This is a genomic window from Streptomyces sp. NPDC088097 (genome assembly GCF_044741845.1).
In the GTDB taxonomy this organism is placed as follows: Bacteria; Actinomycetota; Actinomycetes; order Streptomycetales; family Streptomycetaceae; genus Streptomyces.
The window spans coordinates 814,715-836,244 of sequence record NZ_JBIUTJ010000002.1 but is presented as its reverse complement, the minus strand read 5'-3'; the positions used below and the strand labels follow the sequence as shown (position 1 = coordinate 836,244).

Below are 21,530 nucleotides of genomic sequence, written 5' to 3'. Positions count from 1 at the left end.
CACTCTTCCCGTCACTCCTCTTGGCCGGTCGCGCCGAGGGCCATGATGCGCTTCGCCTCCTCGATCGCGAACTCGAATCCGGCATCCGGGTCGCGCGACAGCCGTTCCGTGGCGATCGCGTGTCGCCGCACGCCGGGGTCGGCGTCCGTCATCGCGGCCCGCAGGCTCGGCATGATCACCTCTCCGAGCGCGATGAGCGCCCTGCTCAGGCTGAGCTGTGTCTCCCGTTCGCCGCGCCCGAGCTGTGTCGCGAGCGCTCCGGCCAGCACGGGCCGCGCGTCTTCGGGTACGAGGACGACGGCCGCTCGCCAGGCCGTGCGCGCCACCTCGTCGTCGGCGTCGGCCAGGAGCGTACGGGTGATCGCCGGCCACGCCCGCCGGTCCCCGATCTTGGAGAGCGTGTGCAGCGCCTGGCTCCGTGCCTGGGCGGCCTCCGAGCGGAGCTCGTCGACGAGCCTGGGCACCGCCAGTGAGGGCGCGTGGCGGGTGAGCGCCCAGGTGAGCGTCTCGCGGACGGAGAAGTCGGGCTCGATCGCGCATCGTGCGACGAGCGGCTCGACGAACCGCGGGTCCGGGTCCGTACCGACCGCCATCGCCGCCCGCAGTCGCACCGACGGGCGGCTGTCGTCCAACCCGTCAAGGACTCGCGTCGTATCCGTGTCCCGTTCTTGCGTGGTCATAGGGGCCACCTCCTCGACCGGAGTCTCGACCTTGTCACCGTGTCAAGGTCAAGGGGCCCCCGCGATCACAGGACCGCGTCGTGCGGGGCCCCGGCTTCGGCGGGGTCGGTCCTCCGTCTCTCTGCGAAGATGGGCCGTATGGACGTGCGGGGCAGGAACCGAGTGAAGGTGAGCGGCCGCGCCGGCGCGCCGGTGCTGATGCTGGCGCACGGTTTCGGGTGCGATCAGAACATGTGGCGTCTGGTCCTGCCCGCGCTGGAGCGCGATTTCACGGTCGTCCTCTTCGACCACGTCGGGGCGGGCCGCTCGGACCTGTCGGCATGGACCAAGGAGCGGTACTCCAGCCTGGAGGGCTACACGGAGGACGTGCTGGAGATCTGCCGCACACTGGATCTCGGGCCGGTGACGTTCGTCGGGCACTCGGTGAGCGCGATGATGGGCGTGCTCGCCGCCGCCCGGCACCCCGAGCACTTCGCGAGCCTGGTGCTGCTCGCCCCCTCCCCGTGCTTCATCGACGATCCCGAAGCCGGCTACCGCGGCGGCTTCAGCACCGAGGACATCGAGGAACTCCTCCAGTCCCTGGACGCGAACTACCTCGGGTGGTCGGGCGCCATGGCCCCGGTCATCATGGGCAACCCCGACCGCCCCGAGCTGGGCGAGGAGCTGACCAACAGCTTCTGCGCCACCGACCCGGACATCCAGCGGGTCTTCGCCCGCGTGACGTTCCTGTCCGACAACCGCGCCGACCTGGCCCGGGTGACGGTGCCCACCCTGGTGGTCCAGTGCTCCAGTGACGCCATCGCCCCGCCCGAGGTCGGCACCTTCGTCCAGGAACGGATCGAGGGCAGCCGCCTCGTCACGCTGAACGCCACCGGGCACTGCCCCCAGCTCAGCGCCCCCGAGGAGACCTCCGCCGTGATCGCGGAATTCGCGGGAACGTCACGCTAGTGCGCGCGAGCGACGGTGTCGGCGACGCCGGGCGGGACCGCGACACGGAGGGGTACGCGAACGATGACCCGGCGTTCTCCTCGCTACTGGAAGACAGCGCCGAGGACCTCTACGAGCACGCCCCCTGCGGGTACCTGTCCACGCTGCTGGACGGGCAGATCGCCAAGGTCAACACCACCCTGCTGAACTGGCTGGGCTACGAGCGGCACGACCTGGTGGGTCGCAGGAGGTTCTCCGACCTCCTCACCGTCGGCGGCCGCCTCTACCACGAGACGCACTTCGCACCACTGCTCCGGATGCAAGGAGAGATCAGCGGCATCGCGCTGGAGATGAAGGCGACCGACGGAACCCGGATCCCGGTCCTGGTGACCTCCACGGTCAAGACCGGCAGCGACGGCCGGCCGCTGCTGATCCGCACCACCGTCTTCGACGCCCGCGACCGTCGCGCGTACGAGGAGGAGCTGCTGCGGGCCCGCCGGGAGTCGGAGCGCGAACGCGAACGCCTCCAGCAGCTGGCCGGCACGCTCCAGCGGACCCTGCTGCCGCCGACCCTGGCGAACGTGCCGGGCCTGGACGTGGCGGCGTACTACCACGTGGCGTCGAGCGACGAGGTCGGCGGCGACTTCTACGACCTGTTCCCCCTCGCCGACGGCACCTGGGGGCTGTTCCTGGGCGATGTGTGCGGCAAGGGCGCCGCGGCGGCGGCCGTCACCTCCCTGGCCCGCTACACCCTGCGCGCCGCCGCGGTCTACGACCCCGATCCGGCCGCCGTCCTGCGCAACCTCAACACGGTCCTCAACCACGAGTACAACGGCACCGACCCCCGTTTCTGCACCGTCATCTTCGGCCTGCTCACCCCCGACGGCGACCGGGGCGGCTTCCACATCACCCTGGCCGGCGGGGGCCACCCCCCGGCCCTGCTGATGCGCGCCGACGGCACCGCCGACTACCTGCCGACCCCCGGCGGACAGCTCATAGGAGTCCTTGCCGACGCCTACATCGCCACCACCACCTTCCGCCTCCGTCCGGGCGACACCCTGCTCCTGCACACCGACGGGCTCACCGAGGCCAACACCCCCGCCGGTGGAGACCGCTACGGCGACGAAGCCCTCCTCGACTTCGGTCGCGCCCTGGCCCCCACCACCGCCGAGAACACCGTCACCGCCATCCGCGGGGTGCTCGACGCCCTCGGCACCGGCGTGGACGACGACACCGCCGTCCTGGCCGTCAGCGTGCCCCGCCTCGACCACCCCGCCTGACGCGTCCGGTGGCCGGACGCCACGGCCGAGCGGGGGTCCACGTTGGCTCGTATGGGTGGCCGATTTCCCTCGCATTGGTGATCACGCCTCTCACGGGGGTGAAGTGCCGCCGTGGCGCGTTCCCCGGAGGCGGGGTGGCGGTGTTGATGGAGGCGTGAGCACACAAACCACCAGCCCGATACTGTCCCCCACCACCCCCACCCCCACCACCCCCACCTCCGCCGTCTGCCGGCGTGACTCGGGCGCGGACTCCGCGCCCTGCCCGATAGTCGTACACTCCTGCACCGGCCAGGGCGTCACCCTGACCGTGCACCTCACGGGCGAGGTCGACCACCTCAGCGCCGTTCCGCTCCGGGTGATGCTCGCCTCGGCCGCCGCCCTCGGCCACCTCCACCTGGTCGTGGACACCTCCCGCGTCACCTTCGCCGACTCCGCCCTGCTCCGCGCCCTGGACACCTGGCTGCGCCACGGTCGGACACTGCGCCTGGAGAACAGCTCCCGGTCCGTGCGTCGCCTGTTGGACGCCGCGGCCGTCGCGAACGGGAGGGCCCGGTCATGACGTTCGCCCTGCTGACGGTGGGTCCGATACTCGCCGCGGTGGCGCTCCTGGCGTGGGAGCCCGGCCGGCCCGGTCGCCGGGGCCGCCCCCGTATGAGGTCTGCCGGGTGGAGGAGCGCCCTGCGGTGCGGCTCCCCGCTGCGGCCCATCGCCGCGACCGCGGCGGCCGGCCTCCCCCTGACCCCGTGACGGCCTGAGGGTGGCCGGGCGGGGGCTCCGGATCCGTCCGGCGCCCTCGCCCGGCCGCCGGCGGGGCCTCGGACGCTCAGTGGCGGTAGGCGGCCGTCGCGATCCCCACGAACGAACGGATCAACGGGTTGGTGTCGCCGTCGTTCCACACCGCGACCACCCGGCTCGGCGCCATGTCGACCAGCGCGACCGCGGCCAGGTTCGCGGGCAGGTCGTGGCCGAGCGGGGCCACACCCACCGTGCTGTTCCAGAGCACGGCGTGCAGGCATTCCTGGACGACGCGTACGACCGGCCCCTCGCGCTCCTCTCCACCGTTCCAGTAGGACTGCCAGGCCGGGTCGGTTCCTTGCGGGAACTGGAACCAGCGGCGGTCGGCCAGGTCCGCCACCGCCAGGTGGTCCCGCCGGGCCAGCGGATCATCGGCGCGCAGCACCGCCCCGACCGGATCGGCGCGCAACTCACGCACCGTCAGAGCCGTGTCGTCGAACGGCGCACGGGTGAGGGCGACGTCGACCAGGCCGGTGCGCAGACCGCAGGTGGGATCGGTGAGGTCGGCGTCGCGGACGCGGACGTCGACCCCGGGGTGGCGTCGGCGGAAGGCGGCCGCCAGCCTGGCGACACCGGGGTCGGTGCCGTCGCCCAGGATGCCGACGGTGAGGGTCGCGGCGCCGGCCGCGGTGGTCACGCGGACGCGGAGGAGGTCGGCCCGGTCGAGCAGGGCCCGCGCTTCGTCGAGCAGCACCTCCCCCACGGGGGTGAGCGTGACGCCGGCGGGTGAGCGGACGAACAGCGGGGCGCCCGTCTCCGCCTCCAGCCGCTGGATCGCCCGGCTCAGCGGCGGCTGGCTCATGTGCAGGCGTGCGGCGGCCCGGCCGAAGTGCAGTTCCTCGGCGACCGCGACGAAGTAGCGCAGGGTACGTAGCTCCACGCTGCGACGATACCCGCAGGGTATCCGCCGGGCGGAACAGGTCTTGGACGGGCGAGGGCCTCCGGCGGTGCACTCGGAGCACGAACGCTGCACGGACGGTGCACGTACGCTGCCCACGAAGGAACACCATGACCCTCGCCTACTGGATCGTCGCCGGGCTGCTCGCCCTCTTCTCCCTCTACTCCGGTGTGATCAAGGTGGTCCGCGACCCCGATCTGCTCCGCCCGATGATGGCCTGGGTGGACCGGATACCGCTGCCCGCCGTCAGGGTGCTGGGAACGATCGAGGTCCTGGGCGCCGTCGGCCTGCTCCTGCCGCCCGCGACCGGCATCGCCCCCTGGACGGCCTTGGCCGCGGCCCTCGGCCTCGTACTCCTGCAGATCGGCGCGATCGCCGTGCACCTCACGGGCGCGGACCGCCGGATCACGCTCAACCTCGGCCTCCTCGCCACGGCGGCCGTGACCACCTGGCTGGCCACCGGCCTGCTGTGAGCGGACGGGACCGCCCCACCGGGACCGGTACGCCCCCCGGCGATCGGCGGCATGGGCCGGTGGGCGTAGTCCCACGGGCCCATGCGTGCGCCAGGGGGATCATCCGGTGGCCGGGTGTGCCCGCCCGCGCCGCATGACAGCGTTGCGGCCATGTGCGGGACGAGGGTCGGATGGACCGTCAGAGACGGTTCCACACAGGGTGGTTGACATCCGGCCTCGTCCGCGAACCCTGGGGAGGGCCCATGACAGCCACGCCGTCGAGGAACCACGACGCCACCACGATGACACGCCGCCGCGCGCTGGGAGCCGCGCTGGCGGCCGGGGCCGCCGTACCGTTCGGCCTCGGTCTCCCCGCACGGGCTGCCGCGGCGGCCACGGGACCGGCCCGACTGACGCTGCCCGCGCCCACCGGACCGTACCCCGTGGGCACGGTGGCGCTGCACCTCGTCGACCGTTCGCGTCCGGACCCCGTGGCCGGTCCCGGGCACGGCCGGGAGTTGATGGCCAGCGTCTGGTACCCGGCCCGGGACGTCGAGCGGTATCCGCTCGCGCCGTGGATGCCCGCCGGCGCCATGCGGGCCCTGCTCACCTCCTTGGATTTCCCGGCGGAGGCCGTGGTGGCGCCGATCACGAGCGGTCACGTAGGCGCTCCGGTCCGGCGAACGGGATGCGCGTTGCCCGTCGTCGTCTTCTCGCACGGCGCGCACGACCACCGCGCCGACACCACCATCGTGGTCCAGGAACTCGCCAGTCAGGGGTACGTGGTGGTGACGGTGGACCATGCGCAGGACGCCGTCAGCGAGTTCCCCGACGGTCGGGTGATCGTCCCGATGTCGGGTCCGCAGTACGCGCTGGGACCCGCCGACTTCGCCACGGACATCCGCTTCCTCCTCGACCGCGTCGAGGACCTCGACGCCGGACGCAATCCCGATGTCGGGGGGCGACCCCTGCCGGCGGGCCTGCGCGGCGCTCTCGACCTGCACCGCATCGGGATGTTCGGCTGGTCGAAGGGCGGGACGGCGACCGCCCGCGTCATGATCGAGGACCGGCGCGTGCGGGCCGGGCTGAGCCTCGACGGGCCGATGTTGCCGGAGATGTCCGCCGATCTGGACCGGCCGTTCATGATGATGACCGCCCGGTTCACCAGGGCGCAGGCGCCCGGTGTCGCCGCGTTCTGGCCGCGCCTGCGGGGATGGCGGCTCGACGTCCAGGCCGACGGGGCGGTGCACGGGTCGTACGGCGACACCCAGGTGCTGGCCCCGCAATTGGCGAAGGTGATCGCGCTGAGCGACGAGCAGCTCCGGAGCCTGATCGGGACCCTCGATCCGGGCCGCGCCGTGCGGATCCAGCAGGCGTACCCGCTCGCGTTCTTCGACCGGCACCTGCGGCAGCGTCCGGGACGCCTCCTCGACGGCCCGTCCCCGGCCTTCCCGGAGGTGCGGTTCCTTCCGTAGACGGCGCTACGCCTCTCGTTCGACCACCCTCCGGAAGGAGTGCGGGGCGCGGCCGGTGACGCGACGGACGGTGTCGGTGGTGCGGTCCTCGGACCCGCCCGCGATGGCAGCGTCCATCCCGGCCAGCATCGCGGCGAACTCCGGCGGCATGACGGCGGCCAAACGGTCCCGCATGGCGTCGTGGGTCAAGCGCTGGTGGACCACCGGACGGCCGGTGACCTCGGCGAGGACCGCGGCGACGTCGTCGTGGCTGAGCGCTTCCGGCCCGGTGATGACGAGGTCGGTACCCGGCGCCCGCTCGTCGGTGAGGGCCCGTACGGCGACGGCGGCGATGTCGTCGGCGTCGACGAATCCGACCCGGCCCGAGCCGGCCGCGGTCCGGACGACGCCCTCGTCGCGGATGCTGTCGGCGTGGGCGTGCGCCCCGGTGAAGTTCTGCATGAACCAGGAGGGCCGCAGCACCGCCCACTGGTCGAACAACCCCGGCAGCGCCTGATGCACCTTCCCCACGGCGGGGCCGCCGGCCGGGATCGCCGAGGAACCGAGCAGGACGGCGCGGCGCACTCCGGCGCCGCGGGCCCGCTCCAGGAAGGGCAGCATCACTCCGGCCGGGTCCGGGTCGCCGACAGGAGGGACGAGGTAGAGCCGGTCGGCGCCGACGAGTGCGGCGTCGTAGGTGTCGGGGTCGTACCAGTCGAAGCGGACCCGCTCGGCGCCCGGTAGCGCGGTGGCCCGACGGCTGGCGGCCTTGACGCGCCTCCCGGCCGCGACGAGCTGCGCGGTGGTGCGGCTGCCGGTGGTCCCGGTGGCGCCGATCACCAGGGTGGTGCCGGTGGTTGTGGTGGTGGTCATCGGGCGGTGCTCCCTCGGGGGTCCGTGGCGACTGCGGTGTCGGTGGCGACTGCGGTGTGGGAGGTGGCTGTGGTGGCCCCGGTGAAATCCGCCCCGGGTTCGTGGACGGCGAGCGGGTTCCAGTAGTCGCGGTAGGAGGTGAACCGCCCGTCCCGGACGGTCACGACGGCGATGTAGGTCATGTCGAAGGGACTTCCGGTCGCGACCACACGGCCCACACCGCGCATCTCGACCACGATGACCTCCGGGTCGACGGTCTGATGGATCCGCAGGTCGGGGAAGTCGTGCAGGTCGATGTGTTCGGGATAGTCGCGCATGTAGGCGGCGATCGCGTCGCGCCCCTCCAGGCGCCGGGGCCATCCCGGTGGGGCGAAGGGGAATTCCAGGACACCGTGCTCGGCCCACAGGTCGACCCAGGAGGCGATGTCCTTGTCGAGGAGCACGCGCAGGCTGCGGCGGTACAGATCCGACGGTGAGACCGGTAGGGCCGGCGAGTTGGAGGAGGCGGGTGAGGTGGGTGGGGTGGCTGCGGGCATCAGGAAGCTCCGTCCCGTACGATACGGACCAACGGTCCGCTTCTCTCCACCGAAGATACGGACCGCCGGTCCACATTGCAACCGGAGGAAACCGCATGGCCGAGCGCAAGCCGCGCAAGGACGCAGTCCGCAACCGGGCCGCCGTCTTCGCCGCCGCCGACGATCTCTTCACCCATTGCCGGAACGCCGACGACGTGACCATGGCGGACATCGCGACCGCGGCCGGCGTCGGCAAGGCCACGCTCTTCCGTGCCTTCGGCGACCGCACCGGCCTGATCCGCTCGCTCTACGAGGCGCGCCTCGAACCGATCAGGGAAGCCGTCGAGCAGGGCCCACCGCCCCTGGGGCCGACCGCCTCACCACGGGAACGCGTACCGGCCGTGCTCGACGCCGTCCTGTGCCTGAAGTTCGACAACCGGCACCTCGCCCTGGCCCTGGAGTCGACCGGCTCGGACAGTCCCTACCGGACGGAGCACTACGCGGGCTGGCACGCCCTGATCCGAGACCTCCTCCGGCGCATCCCCGGCCCGGCCGACAGCGACTTCACGGCGCACGCGCTCCTGGCCGCGACCCGGGCCGACCTGGTCACCTACCTGGCCGGGGACGAGGGCTTGTCCCGCGAGGAGATCCGCGACCGGCTGGCGAGCTTCACGGCCGCGGTCCTCGACGCCCGCGCGCGGCAGGCGGCGCCGGCCTCCGAAGGCTGACGTCGCCCGGGGCCGCGAACCCGGCCCGCTGCCGCCGGACCGGTTCGCCCCCCGACCGGCCCCTCCTGCGGCCCACCGCCTCAGCCGTCGGCCACGACCCGGTCCAGCCACTCCCGGAGCAGGTGCCGCTCCGCACTGCTGAGGGTCGTCTGCTCGGGCAACCTCGCGCGCAGGGCGCGGGCGGCGCCGGCCGGACCCTCGTCCGCCGCGAGGGGCTCCTGGTGGGTGACGGCGGCGACCATGGCTTCCCGGAGCACGGTCAGCAGGGCCGGGTCGCGCCGCTCCTCCGGCTGGGACAGCCACGTGAGTACGGCGCCGCGAGCCGTGGCGTGGATGACCTGGGCCGCCAACTCCTCGTCGACCCGCAGCCAGCCGCCGGCGGCGAGGCGCCGGACGCGGCCCATGAGGATCTCCATGCCGGCCTCGAAGGCGGCCGACGCGGGCCTGGTGGGCTCGCCGTACATCAGGGCGTACAACGCGGGGTTGGCCAGCCCGAACTCGACCGACAGGTCCCAGCCGTCCCGCAGGTCTTCGATGGGGTCCGGCGGATCCGGGTCGACGTGCTTGGCCGCCAGGAACGTGGCGAACCCGTGCTCGGCCACGGCGTCGAGCAGTCCGTCCTTGTCGCCGAACAGCCGGTAGATGGCCGGAGGTTGAAGGCCCGCCGCCTCGGCCACCGCGCGGGTGGTGACCGCGTCGCGACCCCCGCGCTCCAGGAGATCGACGGCGGCTTCCATGATCCGCTGCCGCGGGTGCTCGCGACCGGTGACGACGGGGTCGACCCCGGCATCGGGGGCGCCCTTCCCGTCACGTGAACGTGGTGTCATGAATCAACGATATCGCGCTTCCGATTCCACCGATAGTTTCAGTGTTATCGTCGATAGGGTTCCAACGGAATCGCGTGCGTTGGGACGCGGACCCCCCACCCCAGGAGAATCCCATGATCGTCATCACCGCCCCGACCGGTCAGATCGGTCACCACGTCCTCGACAACCTCGCCGGCGGCTCCGACCCCGTCCGCGTGATCGTCCGCGATCCGGGCCGGCTCCCGGCAGCGGTCCGTGACCGGGTCGAGGTCGTCCGGGGCTCGCACAACGACCCGGCGGTGCTGGCCAAGGCGTTCGACGGGGCCGACGCCGTGCTGTGGCTGGTGCCCCCGAATCCCGGCACCGACGACCCCATGGAGCACTACCGCGCCTTCACCCGCCCCGCCTGCGAGGCGGCCGAGGCCCGGGGCGTCCGTCGGATCGTCGGCATCTCCAGTCTGGGGGCCGACTACGGCAAGGACGCGGGGCTGCTGACGCCCGCCTTCGCCATGGACGACCTGTTCGCGAAGACGGGCGTGGCCTACCGGTCGCTGCGCATGCCCTACTTCATGGAGAACTTCCTCACCCAGGCCGAGTCCCTCAGGAACCAGGGGATGTTCTTCCTGGCCAACGACGCCGACCGCCCCCTGCGCCTGGTTGCCACCCGGGACGTCGCCTCCGCCGCGACCCGGCTCCTGCTCGACGACGGCTGGACCGGCCAGGAGGACGCTCCGGTGCTCAGCCCCGACGAACTGACTCCCGTACAGATGGCACAGACGGTTTCGGAGGTCCTCGGCAAGCCGGTCACCTTCCGACAGGTCCCCATGGCCGACTACAAGGCCACGATGACGGGATACGGGATGAGTGACGCCTGGGCACAGGGGCTGGTCGACATGGCCCGGGCCCAGAACGACGGCATCTACGAGGCCGAAGCGGCGGCCGCCACCCCGTCCCCCACCACCTTCCTCCAGTGGTGTCGGGAGGTCCTCGCGCCCACCCTCCAGGGCTGACGCCACCTCTCCGCCCCTCCCCCCTCCGCCCCTCTCGGCAGGTCGCCGGGCGTGGCCGGGCGCGGCCGGACCCGACCTCGCCCGGGGCGGTTCGGCCCTCAGGTGGCCAGCAGGTACTTCTCGACCACCTTGACGTCGGTGTTCCAGTAGGTGACCCCGGCGGCGGCCTCGATGTTGAGGCCCCCTCCCTGGTCGGCCAGCGACACGTCGAGCGGCTTGCCCGTGTCCGCGTTCTCCCGGTCCCGGAACCCGACGGTCATCGACGTCACGACGTCGAGCCGCTGTCCCACCCGGTAGAGGCGCACGCCCGCGTACGCCGTCCCCTTGGGTGCGATCGTCGCGACCGCGTGCCAATCGGACTCCAGCGGACCGATCGGATCGGCGCCGCCGAAGCGCACCGACGGGTAGAGGTAGAGGGTGCAGGGCTTGTCGCCGGTGTTGGTGGCCGTGAGGAGGACGTGCTTGGTGGAGTCCTGGCGGTAGTACGTCGTCGCGAGCGAGATGTTCGCGTCGGTGCAGGCCGCGGTGGCCCCCTTGCCGTCGCCGGCGCCCCCCGAGCCGCCGGGCTGGGCGGGCGTCGGCACGGTGGGGGTGGTGGGCTTGGCGGTGGCCGTCCTGCTCGGGGTGGCGCTCGGCGATCCGGGCGCGGCGGAAGCCGTCGCGCTCGGGGTGGCGGGCGCGGGGGTGGAGCCCGCCGCGTCGTCCTTGTCGGCGGGGCCGCAGGCCGTGGCCGACAGGAGCCCGGCGACGGCCAGGCCGCCCAGGATGTGGATCTTCCAGCTCTTGTGCGTGGTGCTCATGGTGGTCCCCCGTATGCGATCACGTGCTCTTGGTTGCCTCGGCTGACCATTCGGTTATTGCTCCGGGGCGACCCCCGTACGCCCCGGAGGGGGGATCGTTACGGACCGCGCACATAGGGGGTCGGGCCTCCGTTTCGGCGGTGGCCTAGGGTGACCCGAACGGCCCCCACCGGCCCGTCGCGCGGCCGAGCCGGCCGCGGGCCGCCTTCCTCCAGGAGTCACGCATGGCACGCTCCCTCGACGGCCTCGTCTTCGTCCCCGTGGCGGACCAGGCGCCCGGCCAGGTGGGGCGTCAGACCCGGTTCGAGTATCGCGAGCAGGACGGCCGCGTGTGGGCCGAGTACTCCGGTGGAGACGTGGTCCGGGGCCACCTGGTCGGCACCCGGACGCGGGACACCATCGAGTTCCGCTACGTCCAACTCCGCCCGGACGGCACGACCGCCTCCGGGCACTGCGTCTCCGTACTGGTCGAACTCCCCGACGGGCGGCTCCGCTTGGAGGAGACCTGGACCTGGGAGTCCCAGGAGGGCAGCGGCACCAGCGTGGTCGAACAACCGTCGAGCTGAGTCACCGGCCACCGCCCGGCCACCGCCCCGGTCGGACGGCCCCCTTGCCGCCCGGTCGGATGGATCCGGGCCGGACGGCGTTCAGCCGGGTCGAGGCGCACCGGCGCGGGACGACGGGCTGTCGACCGTGCCCCCTCGGGGGCGCCGCACGCCTTCTAGCGGCGCGGGGCGATGAGCGTGGTGCCTTCGTGGACGGTGATCGCCTGGGCCGGGCAGATGTCCGCGGCGTCCAGGACGCGCGGGTCGCCGTCGGGGTCCGGCCGACGGACCACGGCGTGCTCGTCTTCCAGGGCGAACACCTCGGGGGCCACCGCGGCGCACATGCCGGAGCCCATGCACAGCCCTCGGTCCGCCCGCACCGTCCATGTCCCGGGCACCGCCGTCACCAGCCGATCGGCATGACGCGCGGGCCCCGGACCAGCATCTGGGACTTCCAGGTCACGTCCCCGGCGAGCCGTAGGCCCGGGAAGCGGGTGACGAGTGCGCCCAGCGCCTCCTGGAGTTCGAGCCGGGCCAGCGGAGCGCCGAGGCAGTGGTGGACCCCGTGCCCGAAGCCGAGGTGCTGGACGCCTTGGCGGGTGATGTCCAGGACGCCGGGGGCGCTGAAGCGCAGCGCGTCACGGTTGGCGGCGCCCGTCGCGACCAACACCGGGGTTCCTGCCCGAACCAGCGTGCCGCCGACCTCGACGTCCTCGGTGGCGTAGCGCGGTTGACTGGCGCCGCTGCCGAGCGGGACGAAGCGCAGCAGTTCCTCGACCGCGCCCGGGAGGAGTTCCGGACGAGCGCGGAGCAGGGCGAGCTGTTCGGGGTGGTCGAGGAGGGTGAGGGTGAAGTTCGGGATCTGCGAGGCGGTGGTCTCGTGGCCCGCGACCAGGATGCCGACGCACAGGTCGACGAGTTCGAGTTCGGAGAGGCGGTCGGAGCCGTCGCGGGTCTCGATGAGAGCCGTCATCAGGTCGTCCCGCGGTTCCTCGCGGTGGTGGTGGATCAGGGTCCGCATGTAGTCGCGCAGTTCCTCGCGGTTGGCCTCGAACTCGGCCGCGCTCAGGGAACTCGTCGACAGCGCGGCGTCGCTCCAGACGCGGAAGCGCGGGCGGTCCTCGGCGGGGACGCCGAGCATGCGGCAGATCACCGCGACGGGGAGGGGCAGGGCGAAGCGGTCCACGAGGTCGGCGGGGGGTCCGGCCGCCTCCAGGTCGTCGAGCAGGGCCGCGGTGAGCTCGCGCACGCGGGGCCGGAGCTTCTCGACCTGGTGGACGGTGAAGGCACGGGCCACCAGGGAACGCAGCCGGGTGTGGTCGGGCGGGTCCATGGAGAGGATCCCGCTGTCGGAGCGCCCTTCGGACTGGCGGGGCTCGTCGTGGCGCGCGCCCTCGGCGCGGCTGAAGCGATGGTCCCCGAGGACGAGGCGGGCGTCCGCGTAGCGGGTGACCAGCCAGGCCGGCTCTCCGTAGGGCAGTTGGACGCGTAACAGGCCGGGCCGGTCACGGACCTGTTCGTAGGCCTCGGCGAGCTGGAGACCTTCGGCGGAGTTGAAGGGGTAGGCGAGGGGTGCGGGGGTTTCGGTGTCGACGCGGGTGTCGGTGACGGTGTCGATGTCCGGTGCGGTCACGGTGGCCTCCCATATGTAAGCGACTGCTTACAAAGCTAGGTCCGTGCACCCGGGCGGTCAACGGTGCCTCGCCGTAGTTATCCTGACGGGCCGCCACCGGGCCCCCGGGCGCGGCCTGACGACGACGCACGGACGGCCCTGGTCGGACGGCGACGGACGGTACGACGGACCGCACGACGGTCGGCACGACGGACGAGGGACCTCGACGATGGACGAAGCCACGGGCCCGCAGGCGGCCGAGCGCCGCCGTGACGCCTCCGCCACGCGCGGGCGGATACTCGACGCGGCCCGTGACCTGTTCGCGGAACGGGGCTACGAGCGGGCCACCGTACGCGACATCGCGGAGCGGGCCGGCTCCAACCAGGCGTTGCTGTTCCGCTACTTCGGGACGAAGCAGGGGCTGCTCACCGAGGTGCTCGCGCGGGGCGGCCTGGAGCAGGTGCGGGCCACCGCGCCCGAGGAGCTGTTCGAGACGGCCCTGCGCGCGATGCTCACCACCAGCGCCGCCGGAGCGAGCGACCGGACCCTGGAGGTGTACCTGCGGTCGGTGGGGCGCGGCGAGGAGGCCGCCGGGACCCTGCGCGAGCTGGGCGAGGAGTACCAGCGCGCCTTGGCCTCGCTCTCGGACGCACCGGACGGGCCCTTGCGGGCGGACCTGGCGATGGCGTGGCTGCTCGGCATCGGTCTGATGCGGACCGTCGTCGCCCGGGAGCCGCTGGCGGGGGCCGACCCGGACGAGGTCTGCCGTCTCGTCCTCGCCACCCTCGGCCACCTGTGGACCGCACCGACGCCCGGGGAGGCCGAGGGGTAGGGGTGGAGCTGCGCGGGACTCCCCCGCGAGCGGTGGCCCCTCAGACCTGGCGTACCACCACCGGTACCTCGGGGGATCCCGTCCCGGCGACGCGGCGGGCCAGGCCCGGGGCGGGGCGGGGCGGGGCAAGGGTTCAGAGGTCGGCAACGCCCGCCGCCACGACGGCGAGCAGGACGTCGGTGACGATTCCGTCCAGCGGCAGCCCGGTTCCGCCCCGCCGTCTTACCGAGCAACAGGGCTGACCCCGGCCCGGGTTCGCCGAACTCGGCGAGGTTGACGGGCCGGGGCCGGGAAGATCCGAAGGAGGCGGCCTAAGGGCTGTCCCGTAATCCCTGGTGGGCGCGCGGATCCACCACGGATGACGGCACAGCCCTTAGGCTCGGCCCATGGACAGGATCGACCGTGCCGGACGGGTGATCGCGGCACCGCCGGCGACCGTCTACGGCGCCCTCCTCGACCGGGGGGCCCTTGAGGCCTGGCTGCCGCCGGACGGCATGCGAGGGCGGGTCGAGCGGTGGGATCCGCGGCCCGGCGGAGGGTTCCGGATGGTCCTCACGTACCTCGACCCCACCGGCGCCCCCGGCAAGACCTCGGGCGCGACGGATGTCGTCGAGGTCGCCTTCGCCGATCTGGTACCGCCGGAGCGCGTGGTGCAGCGGGCGGTGTTCGAGGCGGACGACCCCTCGTGCGCGGGCACCATGACGATGACCTGGGACCTGACAGCCGCCGGCGACGGGACCGAGGTGACGGTCACGGCCACGGACGTGCCGCCCGGGATCGACCGGACGGCGCACGAGGCCGGCATCGCCTCCTCCCTGGCCCACCTGGCCTCGTACGTCGAGGGGCCCGGCTGACTTCAGGGGCCCCGGGGCAGTCGCAGGGCGGAGCACCCCCGCCGCGTCGGGCAGCCCGGCGGCATGAACCCGGCGACTCCGTTCCCCCACCAGTTCCCGCCGCCGATCGATCTCAACGGTTCGTGTGCCCCGCATCGGGTGCCGGGCCGACCACGCGCCGCCCCCATCGCGCGCGGCGGGCGGCCTGGTCCTGTCGCTAACCCGTGCGACGGCACCCGGCGAGGAGGGTCGCGACCATGTGTTGGGCGTCGGCCTGGTCGTAGTCGGGGCCGGTGATGCAGAGGTTTCCGATGGCGCGCATGAGCGTGTAGGCGGTGATGCCGGGGTTGAGTTCGTCGGCGGTGGCGCAGGCGTCGAGCAGCGTGGCGCAGGCCGGGACCAGGGTGTCGAGCATGAGGGCGTGGAGGTTCTCCAGCCCTGGATCACCGGACCCCAGGGCCGCCCCGAGGCCGTGCTTGGTCACCAGGAACTCCACGAACGCGTCCGCCCAGCGGGCCAAGGCAGTGAACGGGGAGGCCGACTCCGCCAGGAGCTGGGGGGCGAGTGCGGTGCAGGAGTCGATCTGGTGCCGGTAGACGGCGGTGACGAGGTCCGCCCGTGTCGGGAAGTTCCGGTAGATCGTGCCGACGCCGACGCCGGCGCGTTCGGCGATGTCGCGGATGGGGGCTTGGACTCCCTGATCCACGAAGACCGCCGACGCGGCCGCCAGCACGCCGCTACGGGTGCGCTGCGCCTGTGCTTGGCGCACTCCCACCGCTTCGGACACGAGGCCCTCCCTTTACTCGCGGAACAATGTTCCGCTAGATTGGCGGAACGTCGCTCCGCCAAAGTATGACAGAGCGAGCCTATGGCGAAAGTGCAGGTCCCCCCATGTCTTCGCGCCACCTCGACCAGCGGATCGTCGCGGTCAAGCCCATCACCGTTCCCGCGCCCGGCCGCAGCATCGACCTCCAGGTGAAGGTCACCGCTCCGGTGTCAGGGCAGAACCTTCCCGTCATCGTGTTCTCCCACGGCAACGCATGGTCCATGGACGGATACGAGCCCCTCGTCGACCGGTGGGCCGCAGCCGGATTCGTCGTGGTGCAGCCCACCCATCCGGACTCGCGCCGCAATGGCATCGGGTGGGACGACCCGCGCTTCGCCACCATCTGGCGCATCCGGATCGCCGACCTCCATGCTGTCCTCGACGGCCTCGGCGACATCCTTCTCCAGGCCGGCGGCCTGGAGACTCGCGTCGACCGTGAACGCATCGCGATCGTCGGCCACTCCTGGGGCGCCCAGACCGCCGGCGCGGTCCTCGGCGCGCGCGTGCTCGACGCCGACGGCATTCCCGGAGAGGACTTCTCCCACTCTGCGGTCTCTGCCGGCGCGCTGATCGCCGCGACCGGAGCCGGCGACACCCTCACTCCGTTCGCCGCCGAGCACCTGCCGTTCATGAGGCCGGACTACTCCACGATGTCCACCCCGACCCTGGTCATCGCGGGCGGTAGGGACCAGTCGCAGCTCTCCACCCGGGGCCCCGAGTGGTTCACCGACGCCTACCACCTCAGCCCGTCCCCGAAGAGCCTGCTCACCATCGCCGAGGGCGAACACACCCTGGGCGGCATAGCCGGTGAGACGGCCGCCGAGACCACCGACGAGAACCCCGCCCGTGTCGCTCTCGTCGCCGACGCGATCTCTGGCTACCTCCACGACGTCTTCAAGCTCGACGACGCCGCGTGGACCACCCTCAACAACGCCGCTGCCGCCGGCGACGGCACGTGGAGCATCGCCGGCAAATGAACGCGGTCGGACCGCGCCATCGCCGAGCCTGGGCACCTTCGATGCACGGCCCCAGGCTCTGACCGCTTGGGCGATGTTGCTGCCGGACTCCGCCGGCGGAAACCGCGTGCCGGATTCGCTGCTGACGAGCCGGCCGAGCCGCCTACCCGGCAGCGGCCAGGCGGCCCTTCGGAGGGGCTGCCTTCGATCAGCGGGTCGGGAAGGGAGCCAGGGCAAGGTCCCAGTCGTCTGCCGCGCGAATCAGCGCGGCCGCATCGACCGTGAACTCCACGAAGTACTGGTAGATGTCCGCCCTGTCCTCACCCTGCTGCCATGGAGGTGACGCTTCCAGGGAGAGGTGAAGACGGACCACCGCCCCGGCCTCATTTCGGTCGGCGAGGCTGAAGGCCAAGACCGGCTCCGTGAACCACGTGTCCGGAGACACATAGCCTTCGTCATCAGGTCGGGTCAGGGGCACCGTCCCCGCGGCTACCGCACGCAGCCAAACGGCGACCCGGCGCGCTTCATGGGTCAGTAGAGAGGGGTCGACGAAGGACCAGCTGCCCTCCGCGGTCGTCACCGTGCCACCGATGTCCAGCCAGTTGCCGTCGTCACCGTCGCTTTGCTGGGCTGCGGCGAACTGATAGCCGATCGGGCGAAGTTCGACGGTGTTCGCATGGTCGCTCAAGAACATCGCGACAGGATGTCACGGGCATGCCCGGCGGCTATCCGGCGGTCGTGGTCGCCCTGCAGTTGCGGGGACGGGAGGTCGGTGACCCTCCTCATGCGCGCGGGCCCCCCGGCTCGGTCGGCAGCCAGGTTCCGTGGAGGCCCAGGGGGACGCGGACCGGGATGCGGATGCGGGCGCTCGGGCCGGAGGTCGGGGCGCCCGCCGGGATGACCAGCAGCCAACTGGCGCCGTCCGTAAGGTCGGTGGCGAAGGTGAGCCAATGTCCCTCGCCGTCGGCGCCGCCCGGTGTCGGTGCGAAGACCGGCTCCCCGACGGACAGGTCACCGGCCGGCCACAGTTCGCTGCCCCCGCCCTGGACGTCGTACCAGCGCAGGGCGTCGTGTTCGCCGGGAAGGAGGTCCCCGTTGCCCGAGCCCGCCGCCGCGGCCAGCCGTCGGTGGCGGCGCCCGATGAGGCGGTCGTCGATCCTCGGCAACTCGATGTCGGCGTCGTCGAGCCGGGTGCGGCGCATCGTGCCCGCCCGGGGGCTGATCACGGCGCGCACGAGGCCGCCGGGGTTGGGGCCGCCGCTCGTGGGCCCCAGCGCCAGGTGGTCCCACTGGACGTAGTCGAGGACGACGTCCCCGCCGCCGGGACCGGCCTCCCGGCCCTCGTCCTCGCCCAGGTCGTACGCGTTCACCGTGTGCCACATCCAGTACGCCTCGTCGGCTGCCTGCCGCACCGGGCCCCCGTCACGCGGAACCAGCAGGATCCGCGTACCGCGTTCGGGACGCCACGTCACGAACGAGCCGGTCCCGGCCATCGCCCCCGCGATGTCGAAGAAGGCGGGCGCGAGGACCATGACGACGAAGCGCGTCGTCAGCGCCATGTCGTGGATCAACATCGGTTCGTCGACGGTCTCGACGGTCGTCGGACCGCGCCGCACCGCGCCGTCGGGACCGATCACCGACCAGGTCGGCGGGTACGTCGGGCTCCCTCGGCATGATCAGCGATTCGAGCCCGCCCCAGAGCGCCCGGCCGGCCCGTTCCTCGGCACGGACGGCGGGGGTGCGTACGAACCGGTTGCGGTAACGGACCCTGCCCTCGGAGATCCACGCACCGTGCAGCATGCCGTCGCCGTCGAGGGGGTACAGGTAGGAGCCGATCGGGCTGAAGCGGGGATTCGGGCCGTTGCGCAGGTACGTGCCGTCCAGGCCGTCGGGCAGCCGCCCCTCCACCCCCAGGTCGACCTCGTCGACCTCCTCCGTCACCGGAGCGAACGCTCCGCCGAGGTGGGCGACCCGGGTGGGGTCGAAGGGGCGGGTGGTGTGCGGACCCATGGCAGCCTCCGGAGCGCACCGGCAGCGGTGCCGGGGACGGCACGGCTCCCGTGCGCCACATTTCAGTCAAGCCCCCCGACCCCGGTGGGGCAACCAGGGGCGCTCCAGAGCAGGCAGAAGCGACCGGGGTCAGCTCAGCCGGCGCTCTCCCGGGTGGCGGTGTGTTCGAGGATCGCGGGGACGACCGTCGGCCAGTCGGCCCGCTCGATCCCGTGGCCGGCGTCCTCCAGGGCAAGGAGTCCGGCCCGGGGGATCTCGGCCGCGAGGGCCTCCCCGTGCCGGAAGGGGAACAGCGGATCGGCGGTCCCGTGGATCACGAGCGTGGGCACGGTGATCGAGGACAGCGGCACGCGCATGGGCTCGCCGTCCGCGAGCGTGTCGTGGTTGCGGACGGCGGTGAAGTCGTGAGCGCGCTCGACGTCGCCGCGGACGAGCCCGCGGGCGGCGGTCTCGTCGAAAGGACGGCGGCCACCCGCGAGGACGCGCGCGTACGCGACCTGGTGGTCGACCACAGAGTCGGCATCCGACCAGTCCGCCTCCGCCGTGGAGGCGACGAACCGGGTGAACTCCGCGGTCGGCGCGGGGAGATCGGGGCCACCGGGCATCGCGCGGGACGTGCTGATCAGGACGAGCGAGAGCACGCGCGCGGGGTGGTCGAGCGCGAACGACTGCGCGAGGGCCCCTCCGGCCGAGATACCGACGACATGCGCGGCGGCGATCTCGTGGGCGTCGAGCACGCGGGCGGCGTCACCGACCAGGTCCGCGCCGGTGTATCCGGGACGGCCCGGCGGGTAGGTGACCGACCGGCCGGTGTCGCGGTGGTCGTAGCGGATCACGAAACGGCCGCCCTCGGCGAGCATCCGGCAGAAGCCCTCCTCCCACCAGAGCATCGACGCCCCCAGCCCCATGACGAGCAGAAGGGGCGGATCCGCCCGGTCCCCGAAGGCCTCGACGCACAGCCGGACCCCGTCCACCTCGACCACGCGCTCGGCCATCGTGCCCTCTCCTCTCCCCCGCCCCAGGGTGTCACTCCGCAGCGGGGAGGGCGGGCCCCGAGTGGGACGGTGGGGTCGCAGTGCGTCGTCGACCGCAAGGTCGACGACGCAGCACCGGTCCACAGATCCCTCGACCCGCCGGCCGGACGGCCCGCCCGTTCAAGCGACCCGCCGGCCCGCCGGAGCTACTTGCTCACCACCGTGTGGGCGGTACCGGCCGTCGGGTCCGCCGGGGCCCCCGGGTCCGCCAGGACCGGCGGGGTCAGCCGTGGCGTGCGGGGGGCCGGGATGAGGGCGGCGACGATTCCGGACAGCAGGGCGAGGGCGCCGCCCATCAGCAGGCCGGTGCGGAAACCGCTCTCGGAGGTGAAGGTGACGCCGCCGACGGTGGTGGTCATCTGGGCCAGGACGACACCGACGACCGCCGCGCCGACGGACGTACCCAGGGAACGCATGAGTGCGTTGAACCCGTTGGCCGCGCCGGTCTCCGCGAGGGGCACCGCACCCATGATCAGGGCGGGCATTGCGCCGTAGGCCAGGGCGACACCGCTGTTGATGACCATCGTGGCGACCATCAGGCCGGGGGCCGTGCCGGACAGCAGCAGCGCGGCGCCGTAGCCCGCGGCGAGGACGACCGCGCCGCAGACGAGGGTGACCTTCGGGCCTCGGGCGTTGGTGAGCCTGCCTCCGAGGGGGGAGACGGCCATCATCATCAGGCCGCCGGGGAGCATCCACAGGCCGGCCGCCAGCATGGTCTGACCGAGGCCGTAGCCGGTGGCCGCGGGGAACTGGAGCAGCTGCGGGACGACCAGCATGCCCGCGTACATGCCGAAGCCGATGCAGACCGACGCGAGGTTGGTCAGCAGGACGCGGGGACGGACCGTGGTGCGCAGGTCGACCAGCGGGTAGGTGGTCCGCCACTCGTACCATCCCCAGGCGGCCAGGCTCACCACGGCGGCGGCGATCAGGCCGAGGGTGGTGGTCGAGCCCCAGCCCCAGTCGGCGCCCTTGGACACGGCGAGCAGCAGGCACACCAGACCGATCGCGAGGCCCAGGGCGCCGACCACGTCGAAGCGCTGGCCCTTGGCGGCGGCGGGGACCTCGGGCACGAAGGCCACGATCATGACGGCGACGGTGACGGCGAGCGCCGCGGCACCCCAGAAGAGGAAGCGCCAGTCGGCGTACTGCGCCACGGCCGCGGCGAGGGGGAGGCCTATGCCGCCGCCTATCCCCATCGAGGCGCTGACCAGGGCGATGGAGGAGCTGAGCTTCTCCGCGGGAAGGACGTCGCGGAGCAGGGCGATGCCGAGGGGGATCATGCCCATGCCGATGCCTTGCAGCCCGCGCCCGATGATCATCGGGACGACGCCGTTCGACAGTGCGCAGACCACCGATCCGATGATCAGCGGCACGCAGCACGCCAGGAGCATCCGGCGCTTGCCGATCATGTCGCCCAGTCGCCCGCTGATGGGCACGCACACGCCGGCGACCAGGAGGGTGGCGGTGACGACCCACGCGGCGTTGGACGGGGAGGTGTGGAGGATCTTCGGCAGGTCGGCCAGCAGAGGGGTGACCAGGGTCTGCATGACGGCCGCGGTGACACCCGCGAGCGCGAGGGTCGCGATCACCTTGCCGGTGCGGGGGACGGCCGTGGGCGGCTGTGGCATGGGGGTCCTTGAGGCGTGTCGCCCGTCCGGCCGGCC

General features: G+C 72.7%; 23 protein-coding genes and 2 pseudogenes. 12 read left to right on the top strand and 13 right to left on the bottom strand.

The window, feature by feature from the left end:
• Nucleotides 1–11: 11 nt before the first annotated feature.
• Nucleotides 12–680: a HEAT repeat domain-containing protein gene (locus tag ACIOD1_RS09830; protein WP_401901331.1), complete on the bottom strand. Its 669-nt coding sequence runs from the start codon at nucleotides 678–680 to the stop codon at nucleotides 12–14.
• A 138-nt stretch (nucleotides 681–818) separates the two neighbouring features.
• Between ACIOD1_RS09830 and ACIOD1_RS09825 the strand changes: the two genes are divergently transcribed.
• From ACIOD1_RS09825 to ACIOD1_RS09810, 4 genes are all read left to right on the top strand, one after another.
• A complete protein-coding gene (locus tag ACIOD1_RS09825) occupies nucleotides 819–1,628 on the top strand; it encodes an alpha/beta hydrolase (RefSeq protein WP_365629198.1) in 810 nt (269 codons plus the stop codon).
• Nucleotides 1,628–2,887: a SpoIIE family protein phosphatase gene (locus ACIOD1_RS09820; protein WP_365629201.1), complete on the top strand. Its 1,260-nt coding sequence runs from the start codon at nucleotides 1,628–1,630 to the stop codon at nucleotides 2,885–2,887. Before ACIOD1_RS09825 ends, ACIOD1_RS09820 begins: the two co-directional genes overlap by 1 nt.
• Before the next feature lie 154 nt (nucleotides 2,888–3,041).
• The gene (locus ACIOD1_RS09815; RefSeq protein ID WP_401901329.1) at nucleotides 3,042–3,446 is read left to right on the top strand and encodes an STAS domain-containing protein; all 405 of its coding nucleotides are present in this window, start codon (nucleotides 3,042–3,044) and stop codon (nucleotides 3,444–3,446) included.
• The gene (locus ACIOD1_RS09810; protein ID WP_365629207.1) at nucleotides 3,443–3,634 is read left to right on the top strand and encodes a hypothetical protein; all 192 of its coding nucleotides are present in this window, start codon (nucleotides 3,443–3,445) and stop codon (nucleotides 3,632–3,634) included. Before ACIOD1_RS09815 ends, ACIOD1_RS09810 begins: the two co-directional genes overlap by 4 nt.
• Nucleotides 3,635–3,710: 76 nt before the next feature.
• Here the strand turns inward: ACIOD1_RS09810 and ACIOD1_RS09805 are convergent, their stop codons facing one another.
• Complete coding sequence (locus ACIOD1_RS09805) at nucleotides 3,711–4,562, bottom strand: LysR substrate-binding domain-containing protein (RefSeq protein ID WP_365629210.1); 852 nt, start codon at nucleotides 4,560–4,562, stop codon at nucleotides 3,711–3,713.
• Between the two features lie 128 nt (nucleotides 4,563–4,690).
• Here ACIOD1_RS09805 and ACIOD1_RS09800 point away from each other — a divergent pair, with 128 nt between their 5' ends.
• Nucleotides 4,691–5,053 carry a DoxX family protein gene (locus ACIOD1_RS09800; protein ID WP_401901327.1) on the top strand — a complete coding sequence of 121 codons (363 nt, stop codon included), beginning with the start codon at nucleotides 4,691–4,693 and terminating at the stop codon, nucleotides 5,051–5,053.
• A 242-nt stretch (nucleotides 5,054–5,295) separates the two neighbouring features.
• Nucleotides 5,296–6,507, top strand: a complete 1,212-nt coding sequence (locus ACIOD1_RS09795) for an alpha/beta hydrolase family protein (RefSeq protein ID WP_401901325.1) — start codon at nucleotides 5,296–5,298, stop codon at nucleotides 6,505–6,507.
• Nucleotides 6,508–6,513: 6 nt separating this feature from the next.
• Here the strand turns inward: ACIOD1_RS09795 and ACIOD1_RS09790 are convergent, their stop codons facing one another.
• Together ACIOD1_RS09790 and ACIOD1_RS09785 are read right to left on the bottom strand one after the other, a co-directional pair.
• Nucleotides 6,514–7,359, bottom strand: a complete 846-nt coding sequence (locus ACIOD1_RS09790; protein ID WP_401901324.1) for an NAD(P)H-binding protein — start codon at nucleotides 7,357–7,359, stop codon at nucleotides 6,514–6,516.
• A 71-nt stretch (nucleotides 7,360–7,430) separates the two neighbouring features.
• Nucleotides 7,431–7,895: pseudogene (locus tag ACIOD1_RS09785) on the bottom strand (nuclear transport factor 2 family protein); the annotation flags it as partial.
• Nucleotides 7,896–7,990: 95 nt separating this feature from the next.
• On the opposite strand from ACIOD1_RS09785, the gene ACIOD1_RS09780 reads away from it, so the two are divergent.
• Nucleotides 7,991–8,602, top strand: a complete 612-nt coding sequence (locus tag ACIOD1_RS09780; RefSeq protein WP_401901322.1) for a TetR/AcrR family transcriptional regulator — start codon at nucleotides 7,991–7,993, stop codon at nucleotides 8,600–8,602.
• 80 nt (nucleotides 8,603–8,682) lie between these two features.
• Here the strand turns inward: ACIOD1_RS09780 and ACIOD1_RS09775 are convergent, their stop codons facing one another.
• Nucleotides 8,683–9,339 carry a helix-turn-helix domain-containing protein gene (locus ACIOD1_RS09775; protein WP_365629261.1) on the bottom strand — a complete coding sequence of 219 codons (657 nt, stop codon included), beginning with the start codon at nucleotides 9,337–9,339 and terminating at the stop codon, nucleotides 8,683–8,685.
• A gap of 203 nt (nucleotides 9,340–9,542) precedes the next feature.
• Here ACIOD1_RS09775 and ACIOD1_RS09770 point away from each other — a divergent pair, with 203 nt between their 5' ends.
• Nucleotides 9,543–10,418, top strand: a complete 876-nt coding sequence (locus ACIOD1_RS09770) for an NAD(P)H-binding protein (protein ID WP_401901320.1) — start codon at nucleotides 9,543–9,545, stop codon at nucleotides 10,416–10,418.
• 98 nt (nucleotides 10,419–10,516) lie between these two features.
• On the opposite strand, the gene ACIOD1_RS09765 is transcribed toward ACIOD1_RS09770, so the two are convergent.
• Nucleotides 10,517–11,218: a DUF4232 domain-containing protein gene (locus ACIOD1_RS09765; RefSeq protein WP_401901318.1), complete on the bottom strand. Its 702-nt coding sequence runs from the start codon at nucleotides 11,216–11,218 to the stop codon at nucleotides 10,517–10,519.
• A 224-nt stretch (nucleotides 11,219–11,442) separates the two neighbouring features.
• Here ACIOD1_RS09765 and ACIOD1_RS09760 point away from each other — a divergent pair, with 224 nt between their 5' ends.
• Nucleotides 11,443–11,784, top strand: coding sequence for a hypothetical protein (locus ACIOD1_RS09760; protein WP_365629229.1), 342 nt, complete (start codon nucleotides 11,443–11,445; stop codon nucleotides 11,782–11,784).
• 155 nt (nucleotides 11,785–11,939) lie between these two features.
• Here ACIOD1_RS09760 and ACIOD1_RS09755 read toward each other — a convergent pair whose 3' ends face one another.
• On the bottom strand, nucleotides 11,940–12,161 hold the full coding sequence (locus ACIOD1_RS09755; protein ID WP_401901316.1) for a ferredoxin: 222 nt from the start codon (nucleotides 12,159–12,161) through the stop codon (nucleotides 11,940–11,942).
• Nucleotides 12,162–12,166: 5 nt separating this feature from the next.
• Nucleotides 12,167–13,396 (bottom strand): cytochrome P450, encoded by a 1,230-nt coding sequence (locus ACIOD1_RS09750; protein WP_401901315.1) that lies wholly within the window; start codon nucleotides 13,394–13,396, stop codon nucleotides 12,167–12,169.
• Nucleotides 13,397–13,604: 208 nt separating this feature from the next.
• Between ACIOD1_RS09750 and ACIOD1_RS09745 the strand changes: the two genes are divergently transcribed.
• Together ACIOD1_RS09745 and ACIOD1_RS09740 are read left to right on the top strand one after the other, a co-directional pair.
• Complete coding sequence (locus ACIOD1_RS09745; protein WP_365629238.1) at nucleotides 13,605–14,207, top strand: TetR family transcriptional regulator; 603 nt, start codon at nucleotides 13,605–13,607, stop codon at nucleotides 14,205–14,207.
• 386 nt (nucleotides 14,208–14,593) lie between these two features.
• Nucleotides 14,594–15,061, top strand: coding sequence for an SRPBCC family protein (locus tag ACIOD1_RS09740; protein WP_401901313.1), 468 nt, complete (start codon nucleotides 14,594–14,596; stop codon nucleotides 15,059–15,061).
• Between the two features lie 196 nt (nucleotides 15,062–15,257).
• Here the strand turns inward: ACIOD1_RS09740 and ACIOD1_RS09735 are convergent, their stop codons facing one another.
• Nucleotides 15,258–15,827 carry a TetR/AcrR family transcriptional regulator gene (locus ACIOD1_RS09735; protein WP_365629244.1) on the bottom strand — a complete coding sequence of 190 codons (570 nt, stop codon included), beginning with the start codon at nucleotides 15,825–15,827 and terminating at the stop codon, nucleotides 15,258–15,260.
• Nucleotides 15,828–15,931: 104 nt separating this feature from the next.
• Here ACIOD1_RS09735 and ACIOD1_RS09730 point away from each other — a divergent pair, with 104 nt between their 5' ends.
• On the top strand, nucleotides 15,932–16,843 hold the full coding sequence (locus ACIOD1_RS09730; protein WP_365629247.1) for a chlorophyllase/cutinase-like alpha/beta fold protein: 912 nt from the start codon (nucleotides 15,932–15,934) through the stop codon (nucleotides 16,841–16,843).
• 187 nt (nucleotides 16,844–17,030) lie between these two features.
• Here the strand turns inward: ACIOD1_RS09730 and ACIOD1_RS09725 are convergent, their stop codons facing one another.
• From ACIOD1_RS09725 to ACIOD1_RS09710, 4 genes and pseudogenes are all read right to left on the bottom strand, one after another.
• The gene (locus ACIOD1_RS09725) at nucleotides 17,031–17,516 is read right to left on the bottom strand and encodes a hypothetical protein (RefSeq protein ID WP_401901311.1); all 486 of its coding nucleotides are present in this window, start codon (nucleotides 17,514–17,516) and stop codon (nucleotides 17,031–17,033) included.
• A gap of 88 nt (nucleotides 17,517–17,604) precedes the next feature.
• Nucleotides 17,605–18,832: pseudogene (locus ACIOD1_RS09720) on the bottom strand (carotenoid oxygenase family protein).
• A 134-nt stretch (nucleotides 18,833–18,966) separates the two neighbouring features.
• Nucleotides 18,967–19,827, bottom strand: coding sequence for an alpha/beta fold hydrolase (locus ACIOD1_RS09715; RefSeq protein ID WP_401901309.1), 861 nt, complete (start codon nucleotides 19,825–19,827; stop codon nucleotides 18,967–18,969).
• 185 nt (nucleotides 19,828–20,012) lie between these two features.
• Nucleotides 20,013–21,494: an MFS transporter gene (locus ACIOD1_RS09710; protein WP_401901307.1), complete on the bottom strand. Its 1,482-nt coding sequence runs from the start codon at nucleotides 21,492–21,494 to the stop codon at nucleotides 20,013–20,015.
• Nucleotides 21,495–21,530 lie beyond the last annotated feature (36 nt).

Coding starts and splice junctions, on each gene's coding strand:
- ACIOD1_RS09740 (WP_401901313.1), top strand. CDS start 14,594: ATGGACAGGATCGACCGTGCCGGACGGGTGATCGCGGCACCGCCGGCG.
- ACIOD1_RS09715 (WP_401901309.1), bottom strand. CDS start 19,827: ATGGCCGAGCGCGTGGTCGAGGTGGACGGGGTCCGGCTGTGCGTCGAG.
- ACIOD1_RS09760 (WP_365629229.1), top strand. CDS start 11,443: ATGGCACGCTCCCTCGACGGCCTCGTCTTCGTCCCCGTGGCGGACCAG.
- ACIOD1_RS09775 (WP_365629261.1), bottom strand. CDS start 9,339: ATGGAAGCCGCCGTCGATCTCCTGGAGCGCGGGGGTCGCGACGCGGTC.
- ACIOD1_RS09710 (WP_401901307.1), bottom strand. CDS start 21,494: ATGCCACAGCCGCCCACGGCCGTCCCCCGCACCGGCAAGGTGATCGCG.
- ACIOD1_RS09770 (WP_401901320.1), top strand. CDS start 9,543: ATGATCGTCATCACCGCCCCGACCGGTCAGATCGGTCACCACGTCCTC.
- ACIOD1_RS09825 (WP_365629198.1), top strand. CDS start 819: ATGGACGTGCGGGGCAGGAACCGAGTGAAGGTGAGCGGCCGCGCCGGC.
- ACIOD1_RS09795 (WP_401901325.1), top strand. CDS start 5,296: ATGACAGCCACGCCGTCGAGGAACCACGACGCCACCACGATGACACGC.
- ACIOD1_RS09725 (WP_401901311.1), bottom strand. CDS start 17,516: ATGTTCTTGAGCGACCATGCGAACACCGTCGAACTTCGCCCGATCGGC.
- ACIOD1_RS09765 (WP_401901318.1), bottom strand. CDS start 11,218: ATGAGCACCACGCACAAGAGCTGGAAGATCCACATCCTGGGCGGCCTG.
- ACIOD1_RS09790 (WP_401901324.1), bottom strand. CDS start 7,359: ATGACCACCACCACAACCACCGGCACCACCCTGGTGATCGGCGCCACC.
- ACIOD1_RS09830 (WP_401901331.1), bottom strand. CDS start 680: ATGACCACGCAAGAACGGGACACGGATACGACGCGAGTCCTTGACGGG.
- ACIOD1_RS09745 (WP_365629238.1), top strand. CDS start 13,605: ATGGACGAAGCCACGGGCCCGCAGGCGGCCGAGCGCCGCCGTGACGCC.
- ACIOD1_RS09730 (WP_365629247.1), top strand. CDS start 15,932: ATGTCTTCGCGCCACCTCGACCAGCGGATCGTCGCGGTCAAGCCCATC.
- ACIOD1_RS09780 (WP_401901322.1), top strand. CDS start 7,991: ATGGCCGAGCGCAAGCCGCGCAAGGACGCAGTCCGCAACCGGGCCGCC.
- ACIOD1_RS09800 (WP_401901327.1), top strand. CDS start 4,691: ATGACCCTCGCCTACTGGATCGTCGCCGGGCTGCTCGCCCTCTTCTCC.
- ACIOD1_RS09810 (WP_365629207.1), top strand. CDS start 3,443: ATGACGTTCGCCCTGCTGACGGTGGGTCCGATACTCGCCGCGGTGGCG.